Annotated in this window: 21 protein-coding genes; 3 read left to right on the forward strand and 18 right to left on the reverse strand. The window is 72.6% G+C overall.

Annotated features, from left to right (window positions below; genetic code table 11):
• Positions 1-6: 6 nt before the first annotated feature.
• The 5 genes from ACN28A_RS31955 to ACN28A_RS31975 form a co-directional block, all read right to left on the reverse strand.
• A complete protein-coding gene (locus ACN28A_RS31955; RefSeq protein WP_421401659.1) occupies positions 7-597 on the reverse strand; it encodes a winged helix-turn-helix domain-containing protein in 591 nt (196 codons plus the stop codon).
• 55 nt (positions 598-652) lie between these two features.
• The gene (locus ACN28A_RS31960; RefSeq protein ID WP_421404748.1) at positions 653-1,084 is read right to left on the reverse strand and encodes a rhodanese-like domain-containing protein; all 432 of its coding nucleotides are present in this window, start codon (positions 1,082-1,084) and stop codon (positions 653-655) included.
• A gap of 145 nt (positions 1,085-1,229) precedes the next feature.
• The gene (locus tag ACN28A_RS31965) at positions 1,230-1,712 is read right to left on the reverse strand and encodes a cysteine dioxygenase (protein WP_421401661.1); all 483 of its coding nucleotides are present in this window, start codon (positions 1,710-1,712) and stop codon (positions 1,230-1,232) included.
• Positions 1,713-1,840: 128 nt separating this feature from the next.
• Positions 1,841-2,047: a DUF397 domain-containing protein gene (locus tag ACN28A_RS31970; protein WP_421401663.1), complete on the reverse strand. Its 207-nt coding sequence runs from the start codon at positions 2,045-2,047 to the stop codon at positions 1,841-1,843.
• Complete coding sequence (locus ACN28A_RS31975) at positions 2,035-2,838, reverse strand: helix-turn-helix domain-containing protein (RefSeq protein WP_421401666.1); 804 nt, start codon at positions 2,836-2,838, stop codon at positions 2,035-2,037. The genes ACN28A_RS31970 and ACN28A_RS31975 overlap by 13 nt, the downstream gene beginning before the upstream one ends.
• Positions 2,839-3,109: 271 nt before the next feature.
• Between ACN28A_RS31975 and ACN28A_RS31980 the strand changes: the two genes are divergently transcribed.
• On the forward strand, positions 3,110-3,379 hold the full coding sequence (locus ACN28A_RS31980; protein ID WP_421401668.1) for an MOSC domain-containing protein: 270 nt from the start codon (positions 3,110-3,112) through the stop codon (positions 3,377-3,379).
• A gap of 202 nt (positions 3,380-3,581) precedes the next feature.
• On the opposite strand, the gene ACN28A_RS31985 is transcribed toward ACN28A_RS31980, so the two are convergent.
• The 5 genes from ACN28A_RS31985 to ACN28A_RS32005 are packed head-to-tail and all read right to left on the reverse strand — an operon-like array spanning position 3,582 to position 8,889.
• The gene (locus ACN28A_RS31985; RefSeq protein WP_421401671.1) at positions 3,582-4,259 is read right to left on the reverse strand and encodes an ABC transporter ATP-binding protein; all 678 of its coding nucleotides are present in this window, start codon (positions 4,257-4,259) and stop codon (positions 3,582-3,584) included.
• Positions 4,256-5,293: an ABC transporter ATP-binding protein gene (locus ACN28A_RS31990; RefSeq protein WP_421401674.1), complete on the reverse strand. Its 1,038-nt coding sequence runs from the start codon at positions 5,291-5,293 to the stop codon at positions 4,256-4,258. Before ACN28A_RS31990 ends, ACN28A_RS31985 begins: the two co-directional genes overlap by 4 nt.
• A complete protein-coding gene (locus ACN28A_RS31995; protein ID WP_421401675.1) occupies positions 5,290-6,285 on the reverse strand; it encodes an ABC transporter permease subunit in 996 nt (331 codons plus the stop codon). Before ACN28A_RS31995 ends, ACN28A_RS31990 begins: the two co-directional genes overlap by 4 nt.
• Positions 6,278-7,321, reverse strand: a complete 1,044-nt coding sequence (locus ACN28A_RS32000) for an ABC transporter permease (protein ID WP_421401677.1) — start codon at positions 7,319-7,321, stop codon at positions 6,278-6,280. Before ACN28A_RS32000 ends, ACN28A_RS31995 begins: the two co-directional genes overlap by 8 nt.
• Entirely contained in the window at positions 7,291-8,889 is a 1,599-nt protein-coding gene (locus tag ACN28A_RS32005; RefSeq protein WP_421401679.1) for an ABC transporter substrate-binding protein, read from the reverse strand. The genes ACN28A_RS32000 and ACN28A_RS32005 overlap by 31 nt, the downstream gene beginning before the upstream one ends.
• A 249-nt stretch (positions 8,890-9,138) precedes the next feature.
• On the opposite strand from ACN28A_RS32005, the gene ACN28A_RS32010 reads away from it, so the two are divergent.
• Positions 9,139-9,579: a hypothetical protein gene (locus tag ACN28A_RS32010; protein ID WP_421401680.1), complete on the forward strand. Its 441-nt coding sequence runs from the start codon at positions 9,139-9,141 to the stop codon at positions 9,577-9,579.
• Between the two features lie 14 nt (positions 9,580-9,593).
• On the opposite strand, the gene ACN28A_RS32015 is transcribed toward ACN28A_RS32010, so the two are convergent.
• The 6 genes from ACN28A_RS32015 to ACN28A_RS32040 form a co-directional block, all read right to left on the reverse strand.
• On the reverse strand, positions 9,594-10,085 hold the full coding sequence (locus ACN28A_RS32015) for a DinB family protein (RefSeq protein WP_421401682.1): 492 nt from the start codon (positions 10,083-10,085) through the stop codon (positions 9,594-9,596).
• A 122-nt stretch (positions 10,086-10,207) separates the two neighbouring features.
• Positions 10,208-10,981, reverse strand: a complete 774-nt coding sequence (locus tag ACN28A_RS32020) for an SDR family oxidoreductase (protein WP_421401685.1) — start codon at positions 10,979-10,981, stop codon at positions 10,208-10,210.
• Between the two features lie 156 nt (positions 10,982-11,137).
• Entirely contained in the window at positions 11,138-11,515 is a 378-nt protein-coding gene (locus ACN28A_RS32025) for a nuclear transport factor 2 family protein (RefSeq protein ID WP_421401687.1), read from the reverse strand.
• Between the two features lie 224 nt (positions 11,516-11,739).
• Positions 11,740-12,480 (reverse strand): MBL fold metallo-hydrolase, encoded by a 741-nt coding sequence (locus ACN28A_RS32030; protein WP_421401690.1) that lies wholly within the window; start codon positions 12,478-12,480, stop codon positions 11,740-11,742.
• 61 nt (positions 12,481-12,541) lie between these two features.
• Complete coding sequence (locus ACN28A_RS32035) at positions 12,542-12,925, reverse strand: signal peptidase I (protein ID WP_421401691.1); 384 nt, start codon at positions 12,923-12,925, stop codon at positions 12,542-12,544.
• Positions 12,926-13,048: 123 nt separating this feature from the next.
• On the reverse strand, positions 13,049-14,506 hold the full coding sequence (locus tag ACN28A_RS32040; protein WP_421401694.1) for an LVIVD repeat-containing protein: 1,458 nt from the start codon (positions 14,504-14,506) through the stop codon (positions 13,049-13,051).
• Between the two features lie 278 nt (positions 14,507-14,784).
• Here ACN28A_RS32040 and ACN28A_RS32045 point away from each other — a divergent pair, with 278 nt between their 5' ends.
• Positions 14,785-15,738 carry a DUF3500 domain-containing protein gene (locus ACN28A_RS32045; RefSeq protein ID WP_421401696.1) on the forward strand — a complete coding sequence of 318 codons (954 nt, stop codon included), beginning with the start codon at positions 14,785-14,787 and terminating at the stop codon, positions 15,736-15,738.
• A 24-nt stretch (positions 15,739-15,762) separates the two neighbouring features.
• Here the strand turns inward: ACN28A_RS32045 and ACN28A_RS32050 are convergent, their stop codons facing one another.
• Together ACN28A_RS32050 and ACN28A_RS32055 are read right to left on the reverse strand one after the other, a co-directional pair.
• A complete protein-coding gene (locus ACN28A_RS32050) occupies positions 15,763-16,269 on the reverse strand; it encodes a DUF2231 domain-containing protein (protein WP_421401698.1) in 507 nt (168 codons plus the stop codon).
• Positions 16,270-16,372: 103 nt separating this feature from the next.
• Entirely contained in the window at positions 16,373-17,107 is a 735-nt protein-coding gene (locus ACN28A_RS32055) for a GAF and ANTAR domain-containing protein (protein WP_421404750.1), read from the reverse strand.
• Positions 17,108-17,301 lie beyond the last annotated feature (194 nt).

A 17,301-nucleotide genomic window follows, 5' to 3' on the forward strand; every position in this document is an offset into this window, starting at 1 on the left:
GGAGGCTCAGGCAGCGTCGTCGATCCGCACCGGGGCGTCGTCGGCGAGCCGGTAGCCGATGCCGTGCACCGTGGTCACCAGCCGCACCGACGGGGGCACCTTGGCACGCAGCCGGCGTACGTGCACGTCCACGGTGCGGGCGATGGCGTGCTCGTAGCCCCAGACGTTGCTGAGCAACTGCAACCGGGTGAACACCCGCCGGGGGTTGCGGGCCAGGAAGACCAGCAGGTCGAACTCCAGCCGGGTGAACGGGACCGGCCGCCCGCCCCGGAGCACCACCCGGGGACCGGTGAGCACCCGCAGCGCCCCGGGCCCGTTGTCTTCCGCGGAAACGGGCCCCGCGTCGGGCAGGGCGGACGCGGTGCCGTCCGGCAGGCGGGTCTCGGTCAGCACCTCCGCGCCCTGGTCGCGCAGTTGATGGACCAGCCCGAGCAGCATGGTCAGCTCCGGGGAGAACCGTCCGCCGAGCAGCGGCAGGTCGACGGTGACCCGGACGACCGGTGCGGTCTCGGCGGCCGGTGACCGGCGCCGGGGTGCACCGGCCCGGTGCGGCCCGGCCGGCGACGGCGTACGCGGGTGGATGGCGACGACCGACATGGAGACTCCTTCGTGGGACGTTGGTCCGGTCCGCCCGCGTGCGGTGGCGCGCGGGTCAGGTGAGCGCCCGCCGGGGAATCGCCGGCGGGACGAGGTCGGGTTGGGCGAAGACGTCGGTCGGCCCGAAGGCGGGCAGCCCGAGCCCGCGCCAGGCGACGAATCCGCCGACGATGTCGGTGGCCCGGTGCAGGCCGAGGTCCTGGAGCGCGGCGGCGGCCAGCGAGGAGGTGTACCCCTGCTGGCAGAAGACGACGACCGGCAGGTCGTACCGGTCGGCGATCGGGAGCCGAGCCGAACTGCGCGGGTCGAAGCGCCACTCCAGGACGTTCCGCTCCACCACCAGCGCGCCGGGGATCGCGCCGGTGGCGACCCGCTGTGCGGCGGGGCGGATGTCCACGAGTACCGCACCGGCGCGGGCGGCGAGGTGCCCCGCTTCGGGGTCCAGGCGGCGCAGCCGCACCCGGGCGGCGGCGAGGATCTCGTCGATGCTCCGCGAACCGGCCGGGGCCTGCGCCCCGCGACAGCCGTCGACCGGCTCCCGGAGGTAGGTCGGATTCACCGTGCTGTCCTTCCGTAGTCTCGGGTCCGGAACTCGCGTCGGGTCCGGAACTCGTGTCGGATGCCGCGCCCGGTCACCAGGCGACTCCGGCCTCGGCCACCTCGGCGACCCGCAGCCGTCCACGGTCCAGCCGGTAGCGGGTCATGCTGCGCAGCGCGGGACGGTAGACGTGCACGCTGACGGCGGGCCGGTCACCGGCATTGCCGACCTGGTGCACGTGCCGGGCGCCGAACCGGCGACCGACGCCGGCACCGAGTTGCCGGGGACGCAGCCGGCCATGGACCACGGTCTCCTCGACAAGCGTTCCGGAGACGACCAGGAAGGCACCGGCGGATCCGCCGTGGTCGTGCAGGTCGGTGTGCTGGCCGGGCAGCCAGGTGAGCAGCCACACCTCGTGGTCGACCGCGCCGGCCAGGCGGTGGTACCAGCGCTGCGCCGGATCGAAGCGCAGCGGCACCGGCCAGCCGGCGGGACCGGCCGCGGCCGAGGCGTACCGGTGGGCGACGGCCAGCGGATCCGGTCCGCTCGTTCGTGGCCGCGTAGAAATCGAGATCATCTTTGGTCCTCAGGGGAGGCGTTCCACTAGCTGCGATGGTAGCCCATTAAACCTATCTGCTTAGTAGGTTTTATGGCAAGACCGCGCCACCCCCCCGCGACTCGGTGTCCACCCGGGGCCGCCCCTGGCTACTCCCCCGTCGCCCCCTGACGGGTCGGTGGCCGGTCGACGAACGCCCGCCAGGCGACCGGCGCGAAGCTCAACACCGGCCCCGACCGGTCCTTGCTGTCCCGCACCGCGACGATCCCCGGCAGATTGCCCGCCACCTCGACACAGTTCCCGGTCTGGTTGCTGCGGGTACTCGTCCGCCAGTGCGCACTGGTCAGGTCGTCCACTTCTCCGCCGCCTCCGAGATGAGTTCGATCGACTGATGGTGCGGCAACGCCTCGGACCGGATCGCCTCCCACGCCTTCAGGATCCAGGTCAAATCCGAGCCGCCGACCAGCACCTTGCCCGGAACCTGATGATCCAGGTGCGCGACATTCTCGTTGTCCGACATGGTGGCGATGATGAAAGGGCCACCGAGCCCAGGGTACGCCCCCGCCGATTTCGGCACGACCTGCACACGGACGTGCGGCAGCTCCGTGATCTCTACAATGTGGAGCAACTGCTCGCGCATCACCTCGGGACCGCCCACCGGGCGGCATAGCGCTCCCGCATCCAGCACGGCAGTGAACTGTGGTGGATTTTCTCGACGCAGCACGGCCTGCCGCTCCATCCGAGCAGCTACCCGGCGCTCCACCTCCTCCGAGGTCAGCAGGCCACCACTGGCGAAGATCGCTCGCGCGTACGCCTCCGTCTGGAGCAGGCCAGGAATCGCAGTGCTCTCGAAGGTTCGTAGGGCCTCGGCCTGTTCCTCGTAGAACAGCCACTCCCGCGCCCAGACCGGTGACTCGTCGGCCTTGACCAGGTCCTCGTAGAGACGCGTCAGCAGGCCACCGGTCTCCAATATCTCGTCGGCGGCTTCGAGGAACTTGGGGGTCGGCGGACGCTGACCGGTCTCGACGGAGCTGACGTGCGAGCCGGAGAAGTTCATCCGCTCTCCCAGCGCCTCCTGGCTGAAGCCGGCGGCGACCCTGCGGCGGCGCGACTCGCGGATCAGGAACTCGGACGGTGACATGGCCATCTGCTGACTCCCCCACGACCTCGGACGATCACTGTCTGCGATCACCCGGTTGCCGGGTCAGAGCGTAGTGGAGGCCACCGCGGAATTGTTTCCTCACGACTGCTCAAACTGGGTCGCCGACTGCTCGGCACGGCATGAGCCTGCGTGGTACCAAGGAGTCATCGAGATCACACGCTGGTACCACGCTCGTCGGGCATCTGCCTTCGAGCGCCGGCGGCCGGCTCGACCGACGCAGCCGGCCGAGCCGGCCGACGCACTAGGATCCCGGGGCGTGGACCTGCTCGGCCTGCCGGTCGGCACGCTGCTCCGGCTCGGTGACGCGGCGGTGGTCGAGGTGACCGGGCTGCGCAACCCGTGCGCGCAGATCGAGAACTTCCAGTCCGGGCTGCTCAAGCGGGTGGTGCATCGGGACGATGCCGGCGACCTGGTCCGGCTCGCCGGAATCATGGGAGTGGTGCGCGAGGGCGGCGAGATCCGGCCCGGCGACGAGATCACCGTGGAGTTGCCTCCCGAGCCGCACAGCTCCCTCGACCGGGTCTGACCCCCGACCGCCGCCTGACCGCGACCGGATCTCACCGCGAGCGGGTCCGGCCCCGACGACCGCCCGGCCGATCCCCCCGGGAGCCGCCGGTTATCAGTGCCGTCCTGCCATTCAGGTGCATGCGACCGGACGCTAACCGGACCCGGCGGATCGGCGCGACCGGAAGATGACCGTCTGGCGTGGACCGGCGTGACCGGAAACGTCACCCTCGACCGTGGACCGGCAGCTCGACGACCCGGTCCGCCCACCGGGTCATCAGGGCCGGGTCGTGCGTGACGAGCAGGACGCCGGCCCGGTGGGTCCGCTGGTATTCGGTGATCACGGCGGCGACGTGTGCCTGGGTGGAGGCGTCGAGCATCGCGGTGGCCTCGTCGCAGAGCAGGTAGTCGGGGCGGTGTGTGAGGGCCCGGGCGAGACATGCGCGCTGGAGCTGGCCGTCGCTCACCGCGTGCGGTCGCCGGCCCAGCAGGTCGGGGGTGAGTCCGACCAGGTCGGCGAGTTCGGCGACCCGCCGACGGATCCCGTCGTCGGGGTGCCGGGTGGCCCGGAGCGGTTCGGCGATCAGGTCGGTCAGGCTCAGCCGTGGGTCGGCGGCGGCCCGGGGGCTCTGGAAGAGCACGGCGATCCGGGTACGCACGGCGACCGGCACCGCGTACCTGGTGCCGCTGACCGGGATACCGTCGAGCGTCACCCGACCCCGGTCCGGACGGTGCAGCAGAGCGAGCACCCGGACCAGAGTGGACTTTCCACCGCCGGACGGTCCACGCAGTCCGACCGTCTCACCTCGTCCGACGCTCAGCTCCACCCCGTCGAGGACCACCTGCCGGCGGTACCCGGCGGTGATCCCTTCGGCGCCGAGCTGCTCCGGTGCGCCGCTCACGACCCGCCCCCGGTGGTGACCGGGTGGTGGCAGGCGACCATCCCGCCGTCGTACCCCGTCCCGTGCGCCGTCAGCGGGGGTTGCCGCTGGCAGGCATCGGTGGCGTACCCGCAGCGGGCGGCGAAGGCGCAGCCCTCCGGCAGGGCGGTGAGCATCGGCGGATGTCCGGGTACGGCCCGGAAGGCGCGATCCGGCAGTGCGTCGAGCAGCGCGGCGCCGTACGGGTGGGCGGGTGCGGTGAAGAACCGTTCGGCGGGCCGGTGCTCGACGACGCGGCTGGCGTACATCACCGCCACGGTGTCGGCGACCCGTTCGGCGGCGGCGAGGTCGTGGGTGATCAGCATGACGGACTTTCCGCTGTCGCACCTGCGGCGCAGCACGTCGAGGGTGTGTGCGACAAGCGGCCGGTCCAGCCCGCTGGTGGGTTCGTCGGCGATCAGCAGGGTCGGGTCCGGGGCGAGGGCGAGCGCGGTGACCAGGCGTTGCGCCATGCCGCCGGAAAGTTCGTGCGGATACCGGTCCAGGTCGGCGGCGTCGAGTCCGACCTCGGCGGCGATGCGTTCCGCCCCGGCCACCGCCCCGGTCCGGGGATGCCCGTGCGCCCGGAGTGTCTCCTCGACCAGTCGCCGCCCGGTACGCACCGGGTTGAGGGCGGTGGCCGGACTCTGCGGCACCAGCCCGACGAGCCGACCGCGTACCCGGGTGGCGAGCGTCCGTTCGCCGCAGCCGACCAACTCGACCGGCCCGCCCACGGCCGTCGGGGCGCCGGGCGGGTGCAGCCGGGCCTGCCCGGTGACTGTGGCGTTCCGGGGCAGCAGGCCGAGCAGGGCGTGTGCCAGTACCGACTTGCCGCAGCCGGACTCGCCGACCACGGCCAGCAGCTCACCGGGGCGGATGCGCAGGTGCAGGTCGGTGACGGCGTGCACGGTCGCGTCCCGGAGCCGGAACCGGACGGTGAGCCCGTCGACGTCGAGCACCGGGGCGGCGGCGCCGGGCCGGCCGGTCGGGGCGGTGGTGGCCGCGTCGGTGCTCACAGTTGCAACTCCGCCCGGACGCGGGGATCGAGGCGGTCCCGCCAGCGTGCGGCGACCACCGCGATGGCCAGGGTGACAAGCACGATCACCGCCCCCGGGGCGAGACTCGCCCACCAGGCACCGGCGAGCAGCGAGCCCTGCCCGTCGTTGATCATGTTGCCCAGCGAGGCGAGGTGCGGTGGCAGGCCGAGACCGAGGAAGGAGAGCGCGGTCTCGTGCCAGACGGCGTGCGGGATCATCAGCGTGACGGCCAGCGCCAGCCGGGGCAGTACGTGCGGCAGCAGGTGCCGGGTCAGCACCCGCAGCCGGCTGGCGCCGCCGTTGACGGCCGCGTCGACGAACGGCCGGGTCCGCAGGCTCAGCAACTCGGACCGGACGACCCGGGCGGTGGAGAGCCAGTGGGTGAGCCCGATCGAGGCGATCACCGCACCGAGGCTCGGCCGGAGCATCGCGACGATGAAGATGCCGAGCAGCAGGTGCGGCAGGGCGGCGACGGTGTCCACGATCCGCATCAGTACCCGGTCGACCCGGCCGCCGACGGTGCCGGCGATCCCGCCGACGACGCCGCCGATCACGGTGGCCACCAACGCGGCGACCGCGCCGACGAGCAGCGAGACCCGCAGCCCGTAGAGGGCCCGGTGCGCGACGTCCCGGCCGAGGTCGTCGGTGCCGGCCGGATGGGTCCAGGACGGCGCCAGGCGGGTCCGGTCGAGCGCGACGGCGCTCTGGTCCAGCGGCCAGAGCAGCGGGGCGAGCAGGCAGGCGGCGACCGCCGCCAGCAGCACGGTGCCGGCCACGAGGACGCCGGCCCGGCCGGTGCCAAGGCGCAACCGGGGCCGCCAGCCGGCGAGGCGGGGACGCGTACCCGCCCGAGTACCGTCGGGACGAGGGCGGGCGCTGCCGGGGCCGGGGCGGGCGCTGTCGGAGCCGGGGCGGGCGCTGTCGGAGCCGGGGCGGGCGCTGCCGGAGCCGGGGCGGGTCAGTTCAGGCATCGAGGCGTACCCGGGGATCGGCGGCGGCGTAGCCGAGGTCGGCGGCGAGGTTCGCGGCCAGCACCACGACGGTGGTCAGCAGGGTGATCGCGGCCAGCAGCGGGAAGTCGCTGCCGAGCGCGGCCTGCACGGTGACCGCGCCGAGTCCGGGCAGCGAGAAGACGGTCTCGACGAGTACCGCGCCGCCGACGAGTTCCGGCAGGTGGGTGCCGACCAGGGTGAGGAAGGGCAGCAGCCCGGTGCGCAGGGCGTGCCCGAACAGCACCGTGCGGCCGGGCAGGCCCCGGGCTCGGGCGGCGAGCACGTGGTCGTCGCGGAGGCTGTCCGCGACCGCGTCCCGGACGAAGAGCACGAACCACGGGGCCTGGGAGATCGCCAGCACGCCGACCGGCAGCACCAGGTGGTGCGCGACGTCGCTCCACGAGGTGCCGGTGGCGGTCACGTCGGTCAACCCGCCGGCCGGCAACCAGCCCAGGGCCAGCGCGAAGAGGGCGATGGCGGCCAGGCCGATCCAGAAGACCGGCATCGACTGCACGGCGTAGGCCGCCGCCCGCAGGGCACGGTCGAAAAGCCCACCCCGGCGGTACGCGGCCAGCGACCCGAGCAGCAGACTCGCCACGAGTACGACGCCGAGCGCCGCCCCGACCAGCAGCAACGTCCAGCCGGCCCGGCCCGCGACAACCGAGCCGACCGCCTCGTGTCGACTCGTCGACCAGCCCAGGTCGCCCCGGAGCAGGTTGCCGACCCAGCGCAGGTACTGCACCGGCAGCGGATCGTCGACTCCCCAGTTGGCCCGGATCTGTGCCAGGTTCTCCTCGCTGGTGGTGAACGCGGCGGCTCCGGCGTACTGCTTGGCCGGGTCGATCGGGGAGGCGGCGCCGAGGGCGAACATGCCGACGCTGGTGGCGACGAGCACCGGTACCGCGACCAGCAGCCGGCGCCGGACCACCGCACCCGCGCCGGCCAGCCGGTGCCGGCGGCGGCTCCGGTCCGGGGTCGTCCGGGTCACCGCCGGGTCCAGGTGTTCACGTTCCACCAGATGCTGTTCGCGACGTCGTGCTCGTGCGCCTCGACCCGGGGCGCCACGCCGTCGATCGAGTCCCGCAGCACGTAGGTGTGCTTCAGATAGGTCAGGTACACCCACGGCACGTCGGCGGCGAGCTGCTTCTGGAACGTCGCGTACGCCTCCTTGCGCCGGGCCGGGTCGGACTGCTCCCGCCCCTGCTGCAACGCCTGGTCCACCACGCTCGACCGGTAGTGTCCGGGGTTGAAGTAGCCCTGCCCGGCGAACCGGGAGCCGAAGAGCTTGTAGGAGACGAAGTCCGGGTCGTACGGGGTGCCGTACCCCATGACCAGGGCGTCGGAGTTGAGCCGGGGGTCGATCGCGTCCCAGGTGAGGCCCTCGGGGGTGATCTCGATGCCGACCTTCCTGGCGTCGGCGGTGACCGCCAGTGCCAGCTCCTTGCGCAGGCTGTCGCTGGCCGGGTACATCAGGGTGAACCGGGCCGGGCGGCCGTCCCGGGCCCGGATGCCGCCCGCACCGGGCGCCCAGCCGGCGGCGTCGAGCAGCGCGGTGGCGGCGGTCGGGTCGGCGGTCGGCTTGCCGGCGACGGACGGCTCGGCATACTCGGAGCTGGGCGGGACGGGGCCGTAAGCCGGTTCGCCGGCACCGCCGAGTACCCCGGAGACCATCGCGGCCCGGTCGACGGCGAGGTTGAGCGCCCGCCGGATCGCCGGGTCGGCGGTGACCGGGTTGCCCATCGGCAGCATCACGCCCCGGTAGTCGGCGGTCGGCACCCGCTCGACCCGGTAACCGGGGCTGCCGTCGAATCCGGCGGCGAGTTTCGGCGCCAGTTCGGCGGCGTCGAACTCGCCGGCCCGCATCCGCTGGGCCCGGATGTTGTCGTCGGCGACGAACGCCACCACCAGCCGCCGGTTGGTCGGCCGGCTGCCGAAGTAGCCGTCGTTGGCGGTGAGCACCAGCCGGTCGCCCGGGGTCCAGGACTCCACCCGGTACGGCCCGGTGCCGACCGGCTTCCGGTTGAACCCGGCCTTGTTGACGTCCTGCCCGCTCAACGCCTTTGCCGGCACGATGCCGAGGGTGAGCCGTTGCAGGAACGGCGCGTACGCGTGCCGGAGCCGGAACACCACCGTGGCCGGGTCGGTCGCCTCGACCGATCGCAGCATCTCCAGGTCGGACCGGAGCGTCGAGTCCACCTGCGGGTCCAGCACGGCCCGGTAGGTGAAGACGACGTCGTCGGCGGTGAGCGGCGTACCGTCGTGGAACAGCACCCCGGGGCGGAGCCTGGCGGTCACCGTCCGGCCGTCGGTCGATACCGTCGGCAGCTCCGTCGCGAGGCCGGGCACCAGCCGGTTCTGCGCGTCCCGGGCGACCAGGCCGTCGAAGATCAGCGAAGCGCCGTCGACACCGTAGTTGAGCACCGGGTTCAGCGTGTCCGGCTCGCCGGCGGTGGCCAGCACGAGGGTGTCGCCGGTCGCCGGCGCTCCGGGGGTCGTCGGTGACGAGCAGGCCGAGACGGCGAGCAGGCCACCGGCGGCGGCCACCGCCACCAGTCGTCGGACGGTCGGACGGAACCGGATCACGGAACTCTCCCGGGCAGGTCGGCGGCGGACGCGACGGCCTGATCGCCCACCCGTGCCAGGTTGTCGACGGCCTCGGGTGATCACGGTGGCAGAGTTGCAAAGCTTTGGCAATAACGACAGACTGGCTTTAAGCTGATGATCTTGCTCTGGTAACCGAAAAGTCAGAGGACGAGCCGGCACTGTGCTTGACTCGGGCGGAAGGTCGATACCGCGCGGCTCCTTGACGAGCCGCCTCGGAAGGATGAGCCGATGGACGGGACGTCTGTTCAGGCGCTGAAGGACGAATACCGCAGCAGCGGCGCCCGGACGGGAATCAGGCTCGGTGACGAGGAGATGCGGCGGGTCATGGCCCTTCTACCGCACCAGGAACCGGTCGTGCGGACACCGGCCGAGGAACTCCGGTACGTCGAGGGTCTGCTGCGGTTGCCGCTCGGGTCCGTCACCGAATTCTCGGTCATCCCCGCGTCAGGCCGGTCCACCTGCGCCTGCGGTCGCACGCCGACCGCGATGGACATCGTCGCGTACGCCGTCGAGCACCGGGTGCACGACGAGCGACTCCTCCGGGACACCGTGCTGGGCGTGCACAACGTCTTCGAGTTCGCCGACGAGGGGCGCGCCGCGCCCTGTCACGGCTGTGGGCGCGAGTTCCTCGCCGCCTCCTACTGGACGAGGAACTACCTGTACGCCTGATCCCGGCCGACGCCTCAGCCGCCGCGGCTGATGTCGAGCAGGTGGTGCTCGCCCTCGTGCACGGTGTGCCGGCCCACCCACAACATCGTCCGGACCTGCGGCTCGGGAAACGGATAACTTCCGGTTCGGTCCAGCTCCGCCGGGCCGAGCCGGTCGAAGGCGTCGGCCAGCTCACCGGCGGCGGAGTCGAGTTCGTCGAGCACCACCGCCGGATCCTGCTCGTTGTACGCCTCCGTGACCGCCCGCTCGTCGCGGCCCATCGGGGTGAACTCCGGTTCCTCGACGGCCAGCGCCAGGGCCAGCCGTTGCCGCTGCACCCGGAAGACGTCCCGGACGTGGCAGGTGTACTCCAGCGGCGACCAGACCCGCTCGGCCGGGCGCCGTCGCGGGTCCCGGGCCGCACCGAGTCCGGCGGAATAGCGCGGCCCGAAGCCGCGGAGCCGGTCCGGCAGCGCCTCCGCCGGCACCGAGGAATAGTCGAACCCGCACTCGTCACAATGCTCCACGACCGCCAAGCGTACGGCGGCAGCCGCGCCCGCCGGATTCGAGCGGTTAGCCGCCGGGTTCGGCGAGTCGCCGGCGCCGGCAGACCCGGCGAGCCGCCGGCACCCGGCAGACCCGGAGCGGCTCAGCGCCGCTGTGCCAGGCGCTCGGCGAGGAACTCCTCCCAGGTGCGCTTGCCCACCGTCGCCCCGTCCAGGCTCAGGTTGGCACCGGCCCGGTAGGCCCGGCCGGCCCGCCCCGGAATCCGGACCGGCAGCACCGGCCGGCGACTCCCGGTGGCCCGCAGGTAGCTCCGGGACAGCTCGGCCACCCCGTACACGGTCGGGCCGACCAGGTCGGGGACCCGGCCGGCGGGCGCGGCGAGCGCCAGGTCGACCAGCCGGGCCGCCACGTCGCGGGCGTCGACCGGCTGGAGGCGCATCCCGCCGGGGGCCGGCAGCACCGGCAGCTTCGTCAGGGTACGCACCAGGTTCAGCACGAAGTCGTGGAACTGTGCGGCCCGCAGCACCGTCCACGGCACCGTGCCCGCGGCGACCGCCCGCTCGGCCGCCAACTGGGTCCGCAGGAAGCCCAGCGGGACGCTGTCCGCCCCCACCACCGAGATGTGCACCAGGTGCCGGACACCGGCCCGGGAAGCCGCCCGGACCAGATGCCCGGTCGCCACGTCGTCGCCCTTCGGCCCGCCCGCCAGGTTCAGGACGGTCTCGGCACCGTCCACCGCCGGCCCCATCCCCTCTCCCTTGAGCAGGTCGCCGGTCAGGTACTCGACGCCGCCACCGTCCGGCCGGGCCCGCCGGCTGAGCACCCGCACCTGGCGGCCGCTCGCCCTCAGCAGCGGTACGACGAGGCGGCCGAGGGTGCCGGTGCCGCCGGTGACCAGAACAGGTGAGGTAGTCATCGTCTTCTCCAGGTCCGTCCGGCCGGGAGTCCGCTCCCGGAGGCCCAGCGCCGATCGCGCGGGTCTACCGGGGTGACACCCGGGGAACCGGGGATGTGACCGGTGGGCCCGGGCCGCCCCGGTGAGCCCCGGTACACGCCGCCCGTCGGAGCCGGGTCAGACCGAGCTGACGTGCGCCGCCAGCAGCCGCCACCCGCCGTCGGCGTGGATCCAGGTCCGGGTGTACCGGACCCGGGCGGTGAACGGCGTGCCGGCCAGCGTCCCCGCCAGGGTGCCGAGAAACCAGCTGATTCCGGTGTCCCCGTCGACCAGGACGGCCAGCTCCTCCTCGGTGACCTCGGTAAGCGTCTGCTCACCGCTGCGGTGCACCCGCAGGTCGTCCTGCTTGCCGTAGAGCCGTCCGTCCGGGCCGGTGAAGACGAGCCGCTCGTCGATCAGGCGGTCCAGCTCGGTCACGTCCGAGGCGAGCTGGGCGGCCTGTAGCCGCCGCTCGGCCGTACGCAGCGCCTCGATCCGGGATTCCTCGTCCGGCATCCGACCCTCCTCCACCGTCGTCCCACCCGAGGCACGTGTTTCCCCGACGCACGTGTTCCTCCGACGGGGCGCGCTCCGCCGAGGCACGTGCTTCCCGGCGTGCGCGCTCCCCCGAGGCACGTGCTTCCCCGAGGCACGTGCTCCGCCGAGGCACGTGCTCCCCCGAGGCACGTGCCGCGATCCAGCCTCGACCAGCCGCCGTCGCCGGGCAACGGTTTGCGCTGTCAGCGGATTCCGTCGCCGGACGGTCCGGCGTTCCGGCGGGACGAGGGTTCCCAGACCGCTCCGTCGTGCGCGAAGAGCACCCGGGCCGGGTCGAGGTCGAGCAGCCGGGGCAGCCATTCCGGCACCGGCGGCAGCGGCTCGGCCACGCCGTCCCGGGCCGCCCGCAGCGCGAGTCGGGCCGAGCCGAACTGGAAGGCGAAGTCGTGCGCCTGACCGGCCAGGATCACCGTGCCGTCCGGCTGGCGCACCACCAGGGACTGGTGCCCGACGGTGTGTCCGGGGGTGGGGACGATCCACACCCCGGGCCAGAGTTCGGCCTCGCCGTCCAGTTCTTCGTAGCGGACGGCCGGGAAGTCGACAAGCTCCGGGATGGTGTGTCCGGGCTCCCGGGCCACCGCGAGCTCGGCCCGCTGCACCACGACCGGGCGTCCGGCCAGTGCCGGGTTGCCGCCACAGTGGTCGAAGTGCAGGTGGCAGTTGACCACCAGGGATATCTCGTCCGGACCGACCCCGGCGGCGGCGAGCGCGGCCAGCACCGGCCGGCGGACCGGGCGGTAGCGCGCCTCGGTCCCCGGGTCCACCTCGCCGATCCCGGTGTCGAAGAGCAGCAGCCCTTCGGGGCGCCGGACCAGGTAGCCGTAGGCCGGCTCGACCCGGGGGTGCGGTTCGCCCGCCTCGACCGCCGACCGGACGAGGTAGCCGAGGTCGAGCCGGCGTACCGCCGCGGCGTCCTGGTTCATCGGCCCATCCTCGCCGCCGGACCGGAGCCGGCAAAATCCGCTCAGCTGCGGCTTCGACTGGTCAGCTGCCGGGATGGCCGGCGGCCACCCGGTAGCCGGCCACCGACGGCCAGCGGACGGTGAGCACCACCGCCGGCTCCGGGGCCAGCCAGGAGTGGTCGACACCCGGTCCCCAGACCACGTAGTCTCCGGGTTCGGTCAGCACGACCGTACGGTCCCGCAGCTCGACGTGGAACCGACCGGAGACCAACACCAGCAGGGCGGTACGCCGCTCCCCCGTCACCCACTCGGCCCGGGTGTCGCCGGCCGGGTGCACGCCCCACTTGACCTCCACCTCGGCACTGTGCCGGACGTCCAGACCGGGCGGCATGAAGTGGCCGAGCAGCCAGCCGCCGTTGTCCGCACCGTCGGCGCCAGCCTGCCCGACGTAGATGCCGTCCCGCACCGGCCCTCCCTTCCGCACACCGGTCGGGCAAGCTATCACGGGCGGGGCGTGCAAGGAGCGGCCCGGTCCCCCCGAACAGGGAGAACCGGGCCGCCCGGTGCCGCTGGGTCGCGGCGGTGGCTGTTACCAGTTGCTGCCCAGGAAGCTGGGCTGGCTCTGCACGTTCAGCTCCTTGAACCGGGTCAGGTACGCCGACCAGATCCGCCAGTCGCGCAGTTCCAGTACGTCCAGGCCCTTCTGGATGTCGCTGGAGTAGATGTGGCCGTTGTACCAGTACGCCGACCACGAGCCGCCGGTGATCCGGCGGTCGGTGGAGAGCGGCCCGCGCTCCCAGTAGGCGATCTCGACCGGCCGGGCCGAGTCGGTGAAGTCGAACACCGAGACGCCGCCCTGGTACCACGCCTGGACCATGATGTCCCGCCCGAGCACCGGGATCAGCGACCCGTTGTGCGCGACGCAGTTCTCCAGGGTGGTGTTCAGCCGGGGGATCTTGTAGTAGCTCTTGAAGACCAGGTTGCGGCCGTCGCCCCGGCCGGCGATGTCGTAGATGGCGTTCGCGCCCCGGGTCGGGGCGATGGTCTCGAGGCAGGTCGCACCGGAGCCGCCGCCCAGCTCGTCGGTGAAGACCACCTTGCTGCCGGTGTTGTTGAACGTCGCCGAGTGCCAGAACGAGAAGTTCACCGTGTCGCGTACCCGGTTGATCACCCGGGGGGCCTCGCGGTCGGCGATGTTCATCAGGATGCCGTCACCCATGCAGGCACCGGCGGCCAGGTCCTTGCTCGGGTAGACGGTGATGTCGTGGCAGCCGCTGGTGGTCGAGCTGCCGTTGCCGCCTGGGTTGCCGCCGTCCGGGAAGAGGTTGGGCACGGCCACGATCGCGGCCTGGGTCGGCTTCTTCAGCGGCACCTTGATGATCGAGATCGAGTCGTGCGGCGGTGCGCAGCCGGCGTAGGTGTTCGACGGGCCGTAAGACGCCACGTAGATGTAGACCGACTTCTTGTCCTTGCTCGGCACCAGGGTGTGGGTGTGCGAGCCGCAGGCGGTCTGGACCGACTTGATGTAGCGGGGGTTGCGCTTGTCCCTGATGTCGAAGATCTTCATGCCCTCCCACACCGTCGCGCTGCTGGAGACGCCGGTGCTGGCGCACGAGTCGTCGCTGCGCGGCGAGTCGGTGGAGAGGAACAGCAGGTCGCCGTAGACCGAGATGTCGTTCTGCGATCCCGAGCACTGCACCTGGGAGACGATCGTCGGCCGGGCGGGGTTCCTGACGTCGTAGATGACGAAGCCCTCGTAGTTGCCGGCGAAGGCGTACCGGCCCTGGAAGGCGAGGTCGGAGCCGAGCGCGCTCTCGGCGGCGAAGGTGCCCTGCTTCGGGATGTTGGCGATCTGGCGGAGGTTGGGGCTGCTGGAGATCTCGTCCACGCCCGGTGGTGCGGCGACGTCCGATGTGGTCTTGCTCGTCGCGGCTACTGGTTGGGCGTTGCTTGCCGGAGCGACGGCAACGCTCGCCACCAGGAGGGAGAGGGCGGCAAGCCCGACGATCCGGAGTCGCCGCGGCCCTTGTGGGGAGAGTCGGAACATCTGGCGGCACCCTTCGAAAGGGGTTGACGGTTGTGCACACCTTACTTGGAACGGGTGTACGTCGATGTGACCTGAGTCACAACATTAACGATCAAGGAACTTCTTCCGATCATCCTCCGACGGGGCCCGGTCCACAAGGCACTTAACGAGCCAGTAACGCCTGGACAAGCCCGCCGAGAACGGCCTTCAGGCTGGATCGGCGACCGACCGGCAGCACCGCGCGGACCGGCCGACGGCGCCGGCCGACGGCGCCGGCCGACGGCCGGTATACAGAGGAGATGCGCAACACCACGCTGGCCGGACAGATGCGGGCCGCCGCCACCGCACTCCTGGACGCGCTACCGGGGCCGGCCCGGACGCTGGCCGCCCGCCCGTTCGCCGACTCCGCCGACCGGCGCTGGATCGAGTACCGGCCGCTGCCCCGGCCCGGGGCCTGCCTGGCCGACCTCGACCCGACCGGCCGCAAGGCGACGCACCGGCTGCTGGCCACCGCGCTGAGCCCACACGCGTACGCGCAGGCGGCCACCATCATGGCCCTGGAGGAGGTACTCGACCGGCAGGAGGAGTGGCGGCGGGGCCGGCGCAGCGACGACTACCGGGTGGTGGTCTTCGGCGATCCGGCCCGGGACGACCACTGGTCCTGGCGGTTCGAGGGACACCACCTGTCGGTGACGATGACCGTCGCGGGCGACCGCGTCTCCCCGGCACCGGTCTTCCTGGGCGCCAATCCGGCGGCCGTGGGCTACGCGGGCCGACCGGTCAGCCGGCCGCTGGCCCCCGAGGAGGACCTGGCCCGTGCGCTGCTCGACGCCATCGGTCCGGACGGCCGGGGCACGGCGGTGGTCGCCGACCGGGCCCCCGCCGACATCCGCAGCGGCACCCGGGCCCGGTTCGACAGCCGGATCGAACCGCTCGGGCTGCGGCGTGGCACGCTCGGGCCGACCGGCCGGGCGATGCTCGACCAGCTCGTCGCGCTCTACCTGGACCGCTTCCCGCCCGAACTGTCCAGACAGGAGTCCGCCCGGGTGGCCCGGGGCGACCTCTACTTCGCCTGGGAGGGCTCGACCAGGCCCGGTGGGCGGCACTACTACCGGATCCAGGGCGAGGACCTGCTCATCGAGTACGACAACACCAGCGAGGAGGGCAACCACGCACACACGGTGCTCCGGCGCCCGCGCAGCGACTTCGGCGCCGACCTGCTCGCCGAACACCGGTCCGCCGGACACCCCTGACCGGCCGGCGCCGGAGCAGGGAACTCAGCCGCGACGGCGTCGACCGAACCCGCCGGCCACCGAGGTCGCGGGCGGGCCGAAACCGTCGAACGTGGTCGGTTCGCCGCGCCCCTGGTCGAACTGCCGGACCAGACTGGCACCGAGACGTACCCCGGCCGCGCCGAGCAGCAGACCGAGCACCTCGACCACGAGCAGGCCGACGGTCGCCCCGTGGTCCGGCAGGCCGGAACGGATCAGGCAGGCGAAGACGAAGAGCACCGCCACGGCGCCGTTGAGCAGGTTGAAGATCACGGCGGTACGCCGGGTCGGATCGCCGGGCACGTCCCACAGGTCGACCATGCCGGCCGCCGTCGCGAGCCCGGCCGCGACAAGCGCCGCCACCGTCGTCCAGTAGCCGACAAGTCCCAGGAAGACCGGACCACCGAGTACGTCGGCCAGGTCGAAGACGGTGGCGCAGACGAACAACCCGAACGGGAAGGTCACCAGCATCGGCTGGATCGGATGCCCGTGCACCCGCAGGCGGCTCTGCATGGTGACGCCTCCCCGGTCTCGCTCCTGGACCAGCCTCCAGCGTGCTACCCCCGGGCCATCCCGCCGAAACGGCGCACCGCAGGTCACGGGCCACGGTGGAGGGTCAGGTGGCGTGCCGCCGGGCCACCGAGGTGACCAGCCGCTCGGCCACGTCCCGAAGCGGGATGCCGAGCGCGGCCGAGGCGGAGCGCAACACCCGAAGCGCCTCCGTGGCCGGACAGCCACGTTGGGTCATGATAACCCCGACCGCCTGGTCGACGACCTGCCCGGCCGTGAGCGTCCCGGTCGGGTCGGCGTCACCTGCCTGCCGGGAGCGGTCCCGGACGGCGCCGAGCAGCAGCCCGGCGTGTTCGGCGAGCAGCATCGCGGTGAGCTGTTGACTGGCGGTCAGCACCCCGGGCTCCCGGGCGTACAGGTTGATCGACCCGACCACGTGCTCGTCGACGTCCACCGGTACGGCGAGCACCCCGCGTACGCCGAGATCCAGCGCCCGGACGGTCCACGGCCGCCAGCGGGTCTCGGTGCGCAGGTCCGCCGACCAGACCAGTTCCCGGGAGCGGATCGCCGTCATCGCCGGCGCGTCGTCGCCGTGCCGCAGGTCGTCGAGGTCGCCGAGCCGGGGCTCCGAACCCGCGACCGAGGCCGGCGCGCCGGCCCGCAGTACGGTGACCCCGCACCAGGTCACCTCCGGGATCGCGTCCCGGACGGTACGTACCAGCCGGTCCAGCGCGGCGTCGAAGTCGTCGCTGGCGATCAGTCCGGCAGTCACTTCGCGGAGCAGGGCGGCGGTCTCCAGCACGCCCGGGGCCTCGGTCGACGGCTCCGTCGTCGTCCTCAGCCTCAGCACCGCTCCGAAACCTCCACCACCGCGGTCGCCGCGGTACGTCCGGTTCGCGCCCTCGCCTCTGCCATCGTCGCCTCTCCCCCGCCTTACCGAACCCCCGCCGGTACGGACCTGCGCTACTACCCGAGCGCCGGGTGGACAAACCACCCGTTCCAGGAAGAGAACGATCCCGCCCGGCCCGGGGTTGT

This window comes from Plantactinospora sp. WMMB782 (assembly GCF_049179135.1).
Classification (GTDB): Bacteria; Actinomycetota; Actinomycetes; order Mycobacteriales; family Micromonosporaceae; genus Plantactinospora.

Bases quoted from the DNA above. Each gene is read 5' to 3' on its own strand.
- ACN28A_RS32045 (WP_421401696.1), top strand. From the start codon at position 14,785: ATGCGCAACACCACGCTGGCCGGACAGATGCGGGCCGCCGCCACCGCA.
- ACN28A_RS32050 (WP_421401698.1), bottom strand. From the start codon at position 16,269: ATGCAGAGCCGCCTGCGGGTGCACGGGCATCCGATCCAGCCGATGCTG.
- ACN28A_RS32010 (WP_421401680.1), top strand. From the start codon at position 9,139: ATGGACGGGACGTCTGTTCAGGCGCTGAAGGACGAATACCGCAGCAGC.
- ACN28A_RS31955 (WP_421401659.1), bottom strand. From the start codon at position 597: ATGTCGGTCGTCGCCATCCACCCGCGTACGCCGTCGCCGGCCGGGCCG.
- ACN28A_RS32040 (WP_421401694.1), bottom strand. From the start codon at position 14,506: ATGTTCCGACTCTCCCCACAAGGGCCGCGGCGACTCCGGATCGTCGGG.
- ACN28A_RS31965 (WP_421401661.1), bottom strand. From the start codon at position 1,712: ATGATCTCGATTTCTACGCGGCCACGAACGAGCGGACCGGATCCGCTG.
- ACN28A_RS31975 (WP_421401666.1), bottom strand. From the start codon at position 2,838: ATGGCCATGTCACCGTCCGAGTTCCTGATCCGCGAGTCGCGCCGCCGC.
- ACN28A_RS32025 (WP_421401687.1), bottom strand. From the start codon at position 11,515: ATGCCGGACGAGGAATCCCGGATCGAGGCGCTGCGTACGGCCGAGCGG.
- ACN28A_RS32030 (WP_421401690.1), bottom strand. From the start codon at position 12,480: ATGAACCAGGACGCCGCGGCGGTACGCCGGCTCGACCTCGGCTACCTC.
- ACN28A_RS32020 (WP_421401685.1), bottom strand. From the start codon at position 10,981: ATGACTACCTCACCTGTTCTGGTCACCGGCGGCACCGGCACCCTCGGC.
- ACN28A_RS31995 (WP_421401675.1), bottom strand. From the start codon at position 6,285: ATGCCTGAACTGACCCGCCCCGGCTCCGGCAGCGCCCGCCCCGGCTCC.